Below are 12401 nucleotides of genomic sequence, written 5' to 3'. Positions count from 1 at the left end.
TTCACCGGCCGCCGCGCAGTGCGGCGACTTTCTCGCGGAGTTCGGAGCGACGCCGGTCGAACGCCCCGACCTGCGACACCATCCACTCGACGACGAACTGAAGGTTGCTGTTGCCGCGTGTCGTGTCGTCCAGCGTCAAGCCAGCATCAAGTGCGTGGAAGCCCGCTTCCAGCGCGTGCTCGCGCTCCCCTGCCCGCTCCCAGCATACGGCGCTCATGCGCCACGCTTCGACGGTCATGAGCGCATCCTGCGCAGCCGTCGTCGACGCGACCGCCCGTTCGTAACAGTAAGCCGCACGCGCATGATTCTTGTACATCAAATGCACGCTCGCTTCTCCGAACAACCCGTTGGCGACGAGCTTGTGGCCGGCCGGATGTCCGGCGTTCACCGCATGCGTGCCGTTTTCGGCTGCTTGCCGATACGCATTGACGGCAAGCTCGCGATCGCGCCATTTCAGATACGCGGCACCGGCAATCAGATGTACGACGACGCACTGGTCGAACCACTTTTCGCGCTCGGCCACCTTCAGCGCCGCCGCGCGGAGTTCCTCCAGGCGAGCCGGATTGCCGTCTTTGACCGTCTCGCTCATCGTGACGAACAACCGCCTGAATTCGCCGCTCGATCCGCGCTCGCCCGATTCCGCGAGCAGTTCGCGCGGCACGCTCGCCATCGAATACCGGCCGTGCACGATGCTGACGAGCTTCGGATGAAGCTGAACCAGCGGCGCAACCGGTTCGATATCAGTACGCGGCACGACGAAGCGCACGCGTTCACCGAGTTGCGGCGTCGCGGCGAGGGTCGACAGCAGGCCATCCATCCACCGCACCCACGCGGATTCGTCATCCGTCCGGGGCGGCGCAAGCACGAATACCAGCGCAGGGAACACATCCGGATGATGTTCGATCAGGCTGGCGGCCACGGTGAGCAGGTAACGCACCGAATCGACGCCGTCGAAAAGCGGCGGCTGCCAGTCGGCACGGATCCCCGCGGCGTCGGACGCGGCTCGGCGGCTGTCGTAGAAGGCGATCAGCTCGTCGGCCAGCGCCTGTGCGTAGTGCGTTTCGGCCACGAATGCCGTGCGCATCGTTCGAACCGCGCACGACGTGTCTTCCTGAGCCTGAAAATACAACCGCACGAGCGGTGAATCCGTTTCATCCGTGTGCCAGACCATCAACCGCGCGGCCTTGTCCCTCGCGAAACTCATCCAGTCCGCGTGCGCATCCATGAACCTGCGCTCCACCGGATTGGTCGGCTGCCAGTGCTGCATTCGTGCGGCCCTCCGTCACGGATTGAGTTTCAGGATCGTGCCTTCGACGGTGTGCTCGCCCGTGGCCGATGACGTCACCTTCGTCCCGCGCACGCTGTGACTCTCGGAGCCGGTCGATGCGACGTTGACGCCCTGGATCGCAATCGTGCCGTCGCTCTTCATCACGATGCTGGACATCCCGCAGACGAGCGAAAGCTGGTCGCCGGCATTGACGGTCACCTGATGCTGCACGTTCGTCGTATGGTTCGCGCCGACGTTGACGGTGTGTTCTCCGCCGACCGTGTGAGTATGGGCATTCGTGATCGTCGACGTTCGCGTGCCGATCTCTTCGGTGTGCGCCGAGGCCACCAGCGTCTTCATGTCCTTCGACGTCGTCTGATACATCTGTCCGACGTTCAGCGTCTTGCCTTCGCCGATCGTTTCGGTCTTGGCATGCGTGACCGACTCCGTGTGGCTGCCGCCGATCGTCGCCTCACGATCCGACGCGATCGTCACGGTCTCCTTCTTACCGACCGTTCGTGTCCGGTTCCCGCCAACTTCATGCGTCTCATCCACCCCGATCTGCGCGACCCGATTCTTCCCGATATTCACCGTCTCGTTCTGCCCCACACTCCGTTGCCGATTGTTCTTCACCTGCATCGTCTCGTCGTTCCCGACCGTATGCGTATGGTTGTTCCCGACGGAAAGCGAATGGTCGAGCTCCGTCTCCGCGTCGAAATTCCGCTCGGCATGCATCCACAGCTGCTCGGCGCCCTTCTTGTCCTCGAACCGGAACGCATTCGCATGGTCGGTCGTCCCGCCCGGCGACGACCGGGACAACAACCCGCTCTGCGTCGCACTTCCTGGCAGCCCCCACGGCGGCATCTTCTCGCCGTTGTAAACCCGCCCGGTCACGATCGGCTCATCCGGATCGCCGTTCAGGAAATCGACCACCACCTCATCGCCCACCCGCGGAATCTGCACCCCGCCGAACCCACCGCCAGCCCAAGGACTCGACACCCGCACCCAGCACGACGAATCCTGATTGCTCTGCCCATACCGGTCCCACCGGAACTGCAGCTTCACGCGCCCATACTGGTCGGTCCAGATCTCCTCCCCCGGCGGCCCGACGACGGTAGCCGTCTGCGGCCCGTTGGTCCGCGGCATCGGCGTATCGCGTGGCGACCGGTAAGGCAGGCTCGACGGCTGCACGATCATCATCGTCTGATGCACGACGGCCTCCGCGCCCTGATCGCTCGCATAAGCGTTCTCCTGAAAGCGGTACTGGCACCGCACGATCAGGTATTCGCGGTTCTGGTCTGCACGCGGGCAGTGTTCGAGCGTGAACAGATACCCGGGCGCGGCACCCCGCACGTCCGTCTCGGCACTCGCCCGCTCATGCTCGGCCTGCTGTTCCTCGAGCCGCACGCGGCTGTAATGCGCACCCGGCGCATCGTCGCGATAGCCGCCCGGCCATTCGAACGACGCGAAGCTGTCGTGATCGTGGCCGCGCGGATCGACCTTCTGCGTCGACAGATCGGCCCGCGGCTTCGTGTAGTCGTAGTCGGTGGTCTGATGCTTGCCGACGCTCACCTCCTGCGCGGGCAGCCACGCGTCGATGTGCTCCTCGTCGGCGATTGCCGTGCGATCCTGCGCGATGTACGGGATCGTCTCGTAGCCTGGCAACGCGACGTGTGACGACATCGCATCGCACAGCACGAGCGTGTGATTGTCGGCCGCGTGCCGGAAATGGAAATAGATGCCCTCGAATTCCATCAACCGCGACACGAACGCCGTATCGGTCTCGTTGTACTGCACGCAGTACTCGCGCGGCGCATAGGATTCGGTCAGCTTGTTCTCGATCGGAAAGCCATACGGCGCCAGCACCTCCTGCACGATGTCGGGCACGGTGCGGTTCTGGAAGATCCGGCAGTCGGAGCGGCGCGTCGCGAGCCACAGCCACGGACGCACGATGAGTTCGTAGCCGTAGTGCCGTTCGGCGCGCCGGCCGGCCAGCGTCGCGCGCGCGACGATCCCGTTCAGGTAGCGCGTCGACAGGTCCTGCTGCTCGATCCGCACGGTCACGGGCTTGCCGAGCAGGTCCTTCAGCGACAGGCTGTGGCTGTTCGCCAGTGCCTCGATCCGGAATTCGAACAGGCGGCCGAGTTCGTCGCTGCCGTCGAGCGTGTGGAATTTCAGGTCGTCGCCGTGCGGGCTGTCGAGGGTAAATACGCGATTCACGTCGTTCCCTCCTCGTCGAACCGGTACGCGAATTCGCCGCCGGCCGCACTCACCTCGATCGACGCCAGCGCGCGGCCTTCGAGCGTGGCCTCGAGGATCGCGCGGCCGATGCGCGGCATCACGGTATGCGTGAGGATCGCGTCGACCATCCGGCCGCCGGATTCGACGGTCCGGCAACGCTCGACGATCAGCGCGGTCGCCGCATCGGTGCAGTGCAGCCGGATGCCGTGATGCAGGTCGATCCGCTTCTCGAAGCGCCGCAACTGCAGCGCGACGATGCGCGCGAGCGTCGCATCGGTCAGCGGGTAGTAAGGCACGACGGTCAGCCGGCCGAGCAGCGCGGCCGGGAACACGTCGCGCAGCGGCGCACGCAGCGCATCGGCGAGCGTCTGCATGTCGGGCAGATGGTCGGGGTCGCGGCACAGCTGCATCACGCGATCGGCGCCGACGTTCGAAGTCAGCAGGATCACGGTATGCCGGAAGTCGATGTCGCGCCCCTCGCCATCCTCCATCCAGCCCTTGTCGAACACCTGGAAGAAAATCTCGTGCACGTCGCGATGCGCCTTCTCGATCTCGTCGAGCAGTACGACGCTGTACGGCCGGCGGCGCACGGCCTCGGCGAGCACCCCACCCTGCCCGTAGCCGACGTAGCCGGGCGGCGCGCCCTTCAGCGTCGAGACCGTATGCGCCTCCTGGAACTCGCTCATGTTGATCGTGATCGCGTTGCGCTCGCCGCCGTACAACGTGTCGGCCAGCGCGAGCGCGGTCTCGGTCTTGCCGACGCCGGACGGCCCGCACAGCAAGAACACGCCGTGCGGCTTGGTCGGATCGTCGAGCTTCGCGCGCGCGGTCTGGATTCGCTCGGCGATCAGTTCGACCGCATGCGGCTGGCCGACGACGCGTTCGCCGAGCGTCTCGGCGAGCTTCAGCACGGCCTGCGTCTCGTCGCGCACCATCCGGCCGAGCGGGATGCCGGTCCAGTCGGCGACGACGGCGGCAACGGCATGCGTGTCGACCGCGGGCAGCACGAGCGGCGCGTCGCCCTGCAGATCGGACAGCGCCTGCTGCGCGGCGGTCAGGCGCGATTGAACATCGGCGCGTGCCGCGGTGGAAAGTTCGTGCGACGGATCGTCGTCGAGCAGCGCCGCGCGCGACTCGACGATCGCCGTCAACGCATCGCGCTCGGCCTGCCAGCGCGTGTCGAGCCGGTCGAGTTCCATCTGCACGACGGCAAGCTCGGTATCGATCGCGTCGCGCCGCGCGGTGTCGCCGCTGCCGAGCGCGCATTCGCGCCCGATCCGTTCGCGCTCGACGCGCAGGCCGTCGATGCGCCGCCGCGCGTCCTCGATCGGCGCGGGCACCGCGTGCTGGCTGACGGCGACGCGCGCGCACGCCGTGTCGAGCAGGCTGATCGCCTTGTCCGGCAACTGCCGCGCGGGGATATACCGGTGCGACAACGTCACGGCGGCGTGCAGCGCGTCGTCGAGCACGAGCACGCGATGGTGGGCTTCGAGCTTCGCGGCAAGGCCGCGCAGCATCGTCACGGCGGCCGCCTCTTCGGGTTCGAGCACGTGCACGAGCTGGAAGCGCCGCGTCAGCGCGGGATCCTTCTCGATGTACTGCTTGTACTCGGACCAGGTGGTCGCGCCGATCGTGCGCAGCAGGCCGCGCGCGAGCGCGGGTTTCAGCAGGTTCGCGGCGTCGCCGGTGCCGGCCGCCCCGCCCGCGCCGACGAGTGTATGGACTTCGTCGATGAACAGGATCGCCGGCCGCTCGGACGACATCGCTTCGTCGATCACGCCGCGCAGCCGGCTCTCGAATTCGCCCTTCACGCTCGCGCCGGCTTGCAGCAGTCCAACGTCGAGCAGATAGAGCGAAACGTCGCGCAGCGACGGCGGCACATCGCCGGCAGCGATCCGCAGCGCGAAGCCTTCCGCGACGGCCGTCTTGCCGACACCGGCCTCGCCGACCAGCAGCGGGTTGTTCTGCCGGCGCCGCAGCAGGATGTCGACGATCTGGCGGATCTCCGCGTCGCGCCCGACGACGGGGTCGATCTCGCCGGCGCGCGCGCGGGCGGTCAGGTCGACGGCGAAGCGCGCCAGGCCCGCCCCTTCCGCGGGCGCCACGCCACGCATCGCGGCGCCGCCGCCGGCGCCCGAGCCCGCGTCGGCATGCGCGGCGGGTGGCGCCTCCGGCGAGCCGTCGACGATCGATTCGAGTTCGTCGGCGAGCACGTCGGGCACGATACGCTCGAACTCGCGTGCGATCGCGTACAGCACGTTGCGCAACTGCGGCGTCTTCAGGATCGCGAGCAGCAGGACCGCGCCGCGAATCCGCGTCGCGTCGTATTTCAACGTGGCATAGACCCAGGCGCGCTCGACCGCGTCGTCGATGTGCACGGACAGGTCCGACACCGATCCCGCGCCGCGCGGCAGCCGGTCGAGCGCGTTAACCAGCCCGCGGTCGATGGCGGCCTCGTCGATCTCGAACCTGCGCAGCACGTGCTGCAGGTCGCCGTCGGGCCGCTGCAGGAGCGGCTTGAACCAGTGCGCGAGTTCCACGTACGGATTGCCGCGCAGCCGGCAGAATCCGGTCGCCTGCTCGAGCGTCTCGTAGAGGAGCGGGTTGAGTTTTCCGAACAGGTTGACGCGGCCGATATCGGACATGACGGTTCCCGTTTAGGCGGTTTCTCGATGAAGGGCGGCGCCGGCGCGCGGCGGGCCGCCACGGCGCGCGTCGTAACGGACGACGAGATCGCGTGCGGGCCCCGCTTCGAGCCGCTGCCCGAGCCATGCGGTACGGCCGAGACCCTGCGGCGCGCCGAGCGCGATCGCCGGCACCGCGTCCGCCGCCAGTTCGAGCTGTACGTCCCACTCGAACTCGATGCCGACGTATTCGCGCACCCATTGCGCGAGCGGCCGCGCGTGCGGGCCGCCCGGCAGGAAGCGCCGGTATGCGTCGAGCGACAGCGGCCCGAGCACGATCCGGAAATGCGACTGCGCGTCGCGCACCGCGATGCCGAGTGCGACGCCGCCGACGCGCAAGGTCGGCCGCGTCGCGCGGATCACGCAGCGCTGCGAGGGTTCGATCGCGACCCAGCGCGGCACATGCTCGACGATGCGCGCGTCGACGCCGAAATGACGCCGCAGGATCTGCACGAGCCCTTCCGGATTGCGCGTGTGCCGTACGAGATGGCCCGCATGGAAATAAAGCGCGTGCGGCGCGAGCGTGCCGGCGGCCGTGCGTTCGGCATCGGCCCGCGCGGCCGGCCTGTCGCCATGCGCGGCGCGCCCGACCAGGCTCGCGACATACGCGTCGAACCGTGCGCGCCCGGGGCGATCGAGGCTCACCGTGGGCTGCGCGTCGGCCCATGCCCGGTAGAACAGCAGGATCAGCCGGTGATGGAACAGGTCCGCGAACGCGGTGAAGGTCGGATCGCCATGCTGGGCCGCGCGCTCGTGTGCGTATTCGGTCAGGTGGGTCGGCAGCGGACCGTTCGGTCCGAACAACCCGAAACCGTGAATCGCGATGCGCGGCCGCCCGGTGCCATTGTCATCGTCGCAGGCGCCGGCCAGCATCGACGCCGCGAACGCGAGCGACGGCTGCTGCCCGAGCCGCACCGGTTCGTCGCGCGGCCGCGCGGCATGGCCGAACGGTGCTCGGCCGGGCGACAGCGCATCGAGCCAGCGCAATGCCTGGAACAGGTCGTAGCCATGCGGCGCGGCACGCAGCCGTGCCCACCACGCATCGCGGCGTGCGGCCTCGGTAGCCGGTTGAGCGCCGGGCGGCGTGCCGTGTTTCATATCGCGGGCCGCCTGCCGATGCGCGCCGGCCAGTGCGCGAGCGTGCCGCGCTGCGCGCTGGTCAGCACGCATTCGGCGAACGCGTTGATCGACACATGCCGCGCGAAGAACTGCTCCAGCACCGCGCCGAGCAGGAACGGGCTGTCGCCGGAGAACGCATGGTCGTCCACGGTCACGTCGACCTGCACGCCGCGTCCGAACATCAGCGGCCCAGGCGCCGGCAGCCGCCGGAACACGGGCGAGAACGCGACGCGCCGCACGCCGTCGATCTGCCGGCGCATCGCGGCATCGGCCGGGTCGGCGTGCAGGCCGAGCAGCTCGCGCAGCGCATGCGCGCCCTCCTCGTCGTCGAGATCGGTCATCGTCTGCCGGGCCAGCCCGAGATGGCGGATGAGCCGCCAGGCCGTCTGCGCATCGGCGATCGGCGGGCGCGGCCGCGACGGGCCGCGAATCGCGACGATGCGCTCGACGGGGGCCGAGATGCGCAACGTGAACGCGTTCGCGTCGCCCGGCGGCAGCAGCAGCGCGAGATCGCGGTTCGTGCACAGCGTGTCGACGGACAGGTAGCGCATCGTTTCGTCGTACGGCGCGCACTGGCTGTCGACGAGCGACACATAGGCTTCGCTGCCGACGTAGCCGGTGCGCGTGCCGTTCGCGCGTGCCTGCGCGGACACCAGCCGGGGCTCGCGCCGCACCGTGTAGTACGCGCCGTAGTTGCCGTCGTCGCTCGCGAACGATGCATGAAACGGCCGGAATTCGCGCGACTGGCCGTCGTCGCGCTGCTCGCTCGCGAGCCGCTGCACCGCATAGACCTCGTGATCGAGCGGCCGGCTGCGGTCGACGACGACATGATGCTCGCGCGCGCCCGGCTGCACCCGAATGCGATCGCCGCGACGCGCGAACAGGTTCACGGCCGGCGTGCAGTTCAGCGCCAGATGGCGCGCGTCGACGGCCGCCTCGAGCGCCGCGTCGTGACGGTCGAACAGCACGGTCAGCTCGCATTCGTCGCCGGTGGCGCGCGTGAGCGCGGCGCGCAGCCCGCCGATGCTGAAGAACAGGAAGCGCACCGGAAACGCGAAATACTCGCGCAGCAGCCGGTAGCCGTGGAAGCTGCGCCCATCGTCGGGCAGGATCGCCTGCGCCGGATCGAAACCCTCGTGGACGATCGCGTCGGCGTCGAGCGTGTGCAGCCAGCGCGGCGGCTGCCCCGGGTCGTGGCAGACGACGCCGAGCGCATGCGCGGCGATCAGTTCGAGCAGGTGCAGCGCGTCGCGCTCGGGGCCCGCGAGATGAAAAGCCAGCCGATCGAGCGGCAGTTGCGAAAGTCGTGCGCCGCCGCGCGCCTTGAGCCGGATGCGCAGCGTGCCGCGCACGTCCTGGCGCGCCGGCACCGCGCCGCGCGGCAGCCACGACGGCGCGCCGGTGACGGCCGCATCGGTCAGCTCGAGCGGCCACAGCGTCAGGTCGTGCGCGGTGCGGAATTCGCACGCGGTCTGCTCGGACGCGGCCGGCCGCGCGCGCAGCGCCGTGCCGGCCGGCAGCCGCCAGCCCTGCGCGAGGCTGCCTTCGTTCAGCATCGGCGCGAACCGCACGATCGCCATCGACGGCAACGGTGCGAGATAGCCCGGATACACGGCATCGAGCAGCGCCTGCGTGAAGCGCGGAAACTCGGCGTCCATCTTCAGCTGCACGCGCGCGGTGAGGAAGCTGAAGCCTTCGAGCAGCCGTTCGACGTACGGATCGGGCGGCCCCGATTCGTCGAGCCGCAGCCGCGCGGCGACCTTCGGGAACTGCTGCGCGAATTCGCCGCCGAGCTCGCGCAGATACGCGAGTTCGCGGTTGTAGTAGTCGAGCAGGCGCGTATCCATCGCGTCAGCCCCCCGCCACGGCTTGCAGCGACATCGCGCCCGTCTCGAGATCGAGGTCGGAGCGCAGCACGAATCCGAGCGGATGCGGGATCGACCACAGCGTGCCGCGAATCTCGAACAGCAGCACGTTGTGGCGTCGTTCGCCGGCCCGGCCGCCCGGTGCGTCGGTCACGCTGCGGACCTCGACGCTGTCGGGCGCGATGCGCGGCTCGAAGCGGACGATCGCGTCGCGGATCGACGCCTCGACCGACATGCGTTCGACACCCGACATCGGCTTGCCGACGAGCGGCCGCATCCCGTAATTGAGCACCGACGCCTGCGCGTGCGCGAACGCGGCCCAGTCGACGAAGCCGTCCTCGCCGTTGCGCGTATTGAGCAGCCACGCGAGATCGCGCAGCACGGCCGCGCGCAGGCGCTCGGCGCCGATCCATTGCGTGCCGGGCAAATCGGTCGTGCGCTGCGGTGCGTCGTCGGTCAGCCGGTCGAGCAGCGCGGGCTGCAGCCGGTCGCGCATGCCGTGGTGCCGGCCGTCGCGGGCGTCGGGATCGTCCATCGTCATCGGCCCCCCGTCACATCTCGGTGTTTTCCTTGATGTTCCAGCCGACCGACACCTCGGCGCCCTTGCCGCCGTTGTCGTTCTGCTGCCAGTACTGCTTCTTCACCTTCGCAGCCTGGAAGCCGTAATGCATCATCAAACGGTCGGCCGCGTCGCCGGGATCGATGCCCGCGACCTGCGCGGACGTGACGAGCACTTCCTGCAGCGTCACCCGCATGAACTCGATCTGCGAGCCGCCGGTCTTGCACGCGGAGATCTCGACCTTCGGCAAGTGCTTGCCGCTCGCGCAGTTCTTGATGATCGCGGGCGCACCCTTGTCCATGTAGGCGGCCACGACGAGATCGTTGAAGCTCGCCTTGCCAGCGTTGCCGCCGCTGCCGCTCGCCATCGCGCCCGGCTGGCTCGCGCCCCACGTGAACGATTCGATGTCGGTCCAGCCCTTGTGCTGCGCGTCCGCCGATTCGCCGGTCACGCCGTCCACCTTCATAAACATTGCCACGCCCATTGCCGTCTCCGTTTCGGTGCGAAATCAGGTTGAATGCTGGATTGAACGACGCTTGCCGCTCACGCGTTGGCCGCCTTCGCGGACGGCAGCCGCGAGATCAGCCGCAGCGACACGGTGAGCCCTTCGAGCTGGTAGTGCGGCCTCAGGAAAAACTTCGACGTGTAGTAGCCGGGGTTGTCCTCGACCTCGTCGACGACCACCTGCGCGGCCGCCAGCGGCTTGCGCGCCTTGGTTTCCTGCGACGAGTTCACGGGGTCGCCGTCGACGTAGTTCATGATCCAGTCGTTCAGCCAGCGCTCCATGTCGTCGCGCTCGCGGAACGAGCCGATCTTGTCGCGCACGATGCACTTCAGGTAGTGCGCGAAACGGCAGCACGCGAACAGGTAAGGCAGGCGGCCGGACAGCCGTGCGTTCGCGGTCGCGTCGGGGTCGTGATACTCGGCGGGCTGGTACAGCGACTGCGCACCGATGAACGCGGCGAAATCCGAGTTCTTCCGGTGTACGAACGGCATGAAGCCATTCTTCGCGAGCTCGGCCTCGCGGCGGTCGCTGATCGCGATCTCCGTCGGGCATTTCTGGTCGACGCCGCCGTCGTCGGTCGGGAACGTATGGCTCGGCAGCCCTTCGACCGCCCCGCCCGATTCGACGCCGCGGATCGACGAGCACCAGCCGTACTGCTTGAACGAACGGTTGATGTTCGCGGCCATCGCGTAAGCCGAATTCGCCCACGTGTAGCGGTCGTGGTTCGCGGCATCGGTGTCTTCCTCGAAGTCGAATTCGTCGACCGGATGGGTGCGTGCCCCATACGGCAGCCGCGCGAGAAAACGCGGCATCGCGAGGCCGACGTAGCGTGAATCCTCGGACTGCCGCAGGCTGCGCCACGCCGCGTATTCGGTGTTCTGGAAGATCTTGGTCAGGTCGCGCGGATTCGACAGCTCCTGCCACGAATCCATCTGCATCAGCTCGGGCGACGCGCCCGCGATGAACGGCGCGTGCGCGGCCGCCGCGATCTTCGACAGCTCGCCGAGCATCTCGACGTCCGGCGGGCTGTGATTGAAGTAGAAGTCGCCGACGAGGCAGCCGAACGGCTCGCCGCCGAACTGCCCGTATTCCTCCTCGTATATCTTGCGGAACAGCGGGCTCTGGTCCCACGCGACGCCCTTGTAGCGCTTGAGCATTCGCCCGACCTCGTTGCGCGATGCCGGCAAGGCCTTGATCTTCAGCAGCTCGTCGGTCTCGGTGTGCGTGACGAGGTAATGCAGGCCGCGCCACGCGCCTTCGAGCGTCTGGAATTCGTCGTGATGCAGGATCTGGTTGATCTGCTCGGACAGCTTCCGGTCGATCTCCGCGATGATCTGCTTCACGCTGCCGTAGGCGTCGGTCGTCATGCCGACCGTATGTTCGAGCGCCTGCTGGGCGAGCGTGCGCACCGCGCGTTCGACCGACTCGCGTGCCTCGGCGGTCTTCGGCTTGAACTCCTTCTGCAGCAGCGCGGCGAATTCGCCGCGTGCGGCGGCCGGTTGCGCGGCGTCGCGTGCGTCGCGCGTATCGGCGCGGGACTGGACAGGGTCATTCATCGCGGGCCTCCGGTCGGGTCGCGTCGCCGTCCTGCGCGCCGGCATGCGGTTCGCGCACGAGCGTCTTCAGCAGGTCGGGATCGTTGATCGCGCGCTCGATGAGCTGTTCGGCGCCGTGCTTGCCGTCCATGTACGACAGCAGATTCGACAGCTCGGTGCGCGCATCCAGCAGCCGGCGCAGCGCGTCGACGTTGCGCGCGATCGCCGCCGGCGAGAAATCGTCGATCTGCTCGAACGTCATGTCGACGCTGAGCACCCCTTCGCCCGTCAGCGTGTTCGGCACCTGGAACGCGACGCGCGGCGCGACCGACTTCATCCGCTCGTCGAAGTTGTCGACGTCGATCTCGAGGAACTTGCGCTCCGGCAGGTCCGGCAGCGGTTCGGCACGCTTGCCCGCCAGGTCCGCGATGACACCCATCACGAACGGCAGCTGCACCTTGCGCTCGGCGCCGTAGGTCTCGACGTCGTACTCGATCTGCACGCGCGGCGCCCGATTGCGCGCGATGAACTTCTGTCCGCTGCCTGCCGCCTTGGTTCTGTCCGTCATCGTCCACTCCTTCACATCGATCAGGTTGCGCGTACGTGGCCGCCGCCCGGCGGTCTGC

General features: G+C 68.2%; 9 protein-coding genes. All 9 read right to left on the bottom strand.

Annotated features, from left to right (window positions below; genetic code table 11):
* Position 1: 1 nt before the first annotated feature.
* From DIE22_RS19090 to tssB, 9 genes are read right to left on the bottom strand one after another with little or no spacing between them, the layout of a single operon-like run.
* Positions 2–1267 carry a hypothetical protein gene (locus DIE22_RS19090; protein WP_124605871.1) on the bottom strand — a complete coding sequence of 422 codons (1266 nt, stop codon included), beginning with the start codon at positions 1265–1267 and terminating at the stop codon, positions 2–4.
* Between the two features lie 15 nt (positions 1268–1282).
* Positions 1283–3487, bottom strand: a complete 2205-nt coding sequence (tssI, locus tag DIE22_RS19085; RefSeq protein WP_124605870.1) for a type VI secretion system tip protein TssI/VgrG — start codon at positions 3485–3487, stop codon at positions 1283–1285.
* A complete protein-coding gene (gene tssH / locus DIE22_RS19080) occupies positions 3484–6153 on the bottom strand; it encodes a type VI secretion system ATPase TssH (protein WP_124605869.1) in 2670 nt (889 codons plus the stop codon). Before tssH ends, tssI begins: the two co-directional genes overlap by 4 nt.
* A gap of 12 nt (positions 6154–6165) precedes the next feature.
* Positions 6166–7290 carry a type VI secretion system baseplate subunit TssG gene (gene tssG / locus DIE22_RS19075; protein WP_124498840.1) on the bottom strand — a complete coding sequence of 375 codons (1125 nt, stop codon included), beginning with the start codon at positions 7288–7290 and terminating at the stop codon, positions 6166–6168.
* Positions 7287–9158, bottom strand: coding sequence for a type VI secretion system baseplate subunit TssF (gene tssF / locus DIE22_RS19070; protein WP_124605868.1), 1872 nt, complete (start codon positions 9156–9158; stop codon positions 7287–7289). The genes tssG and tssF overlap by 4 nt, the downstream gene beginning before the upstream one ends.
* 4 nt (positions 9159–9162) lie before the next feature.
* Positions 9163–9711 (bottom strand): type VI secretion system baseplate subunit TssE, encoded by a 549-nt coding sequence (gene tssE / locus DIE22_RS19065; RefSeq protein ID WP_124498923.1) that lies wholly within the window; start codon positions 9709–9711, stop codon positions 9163–9165.
* A 16-nt stretch (positions 9712–9727) separates the two neighbouring features.
* Positions 9728–10219, bottom strand: a complete 492-nt coding sequence (locus DIE22_RS19060; RefSeq protein WP_057927224.1) for a type VI secretion system tube protein Hcp — start codon at positions 10217–10219, stop codon at positions 9728–9730.
* A gap of 59 nt (positions 10220–10278) precedes the next feature.
* Complete coding sequence (tssC, locus tag DIE22_RS19055; RefSeq protein WP_124498842.1) at positions 10279–11796, bottom strand: type VI secretion system contractile sheath large subunit; 1518 nt, start codon at positions 11794–11796, stop codon at positions 10279–10281.
* Positions 11789–12343, bottom strand: coding sequence for a type VI secretion system contractile sheath small subunit (gene tssB / locus DIE22_RS19050; RefSeq protein WP_124605867.1), 555 nt, complete (start codon positions 12341–12343; stop codon positions 11789–11791). The genes tssC and tssB overlap by 8 nt, the downstream gene beginning before the upstream one ends.
* Positions 12344–12401 lie beyond the last annotated feature (58 nt).

The sequence above is a fragment of the Burkholderia sp. Bp9142 genome (genome assembly GCF_003853415.1).
GTDB lineage: Bacteria > Pseudomonadota > Gammaproteobacteria > Burkholderiales > Burkholderiaceae > Burkholderia.
Note: the sequence above shows the minus strand (reverse complement) of the source record. Positions and strands in the feature narration are given on the sequence as shown.

What these genes read in the sequence shown, in the direction of transcription:
- tssG (WP_124498840.1), bottom strand. Translation starts at nt 7,290, where the DNA reads ATGAAACACGGCACGCCGCCCGGCGCTCAACCGGCTACCGAGGCCGCA.
- tssB (WP_124605867.1), bottom strand. Translation starts at nt 12,343, where the DNA reads ATGACGGACAGAACCAAGGCGGCAGGCAGCGGACAGAAGTTCATCGCG.
- DIE22_RS19090 (WP_124605871.1), bottom strand. Translation starts at nt 1,267, where the DNA reads ATGCAGCACTGGCAGCCGACCAATCCGGTGGAGCGCAGGTTCATGGAT.
- tssE (WP_124498923.1), bottom strand. Translation starts at nt 9,711, where the DNA reads ATGGACGATCCCGACGCCCGCGACGGCCGGCACCACGGCATGCGCGAC.
- tssF (WP_124605868.1), bottom strand. Translation starts at nt 9,158, where the DNA reads ATGGATACGCGCCTGCTCGACTACTACAACCGCGAACTCGCGTATCTG.
- tssC (WP_124498842.1), bottom strand. Translation starts at nt 11,796, where the DNA reads ATGAATGACCCTGTCCAGTCCCGCGCCGATACGCGCGACGCACGCGAC.
- tssH (WP_124605869.1), bottom strand. Translation starts at nt 6,153, where the DNA reads ATGTCCGATATCGGCCGCGTCAACCTGTTCGGAAAACTCAACCCGCTC.
- DIE22_RS19060 (WP_057927224.1), bottom strand. Translation starts at nt 10,219, where the DNA reads ATGGGCGTGGCAATGTTTATGAAGGTGGACGGCGTGACCGGCGAATCG.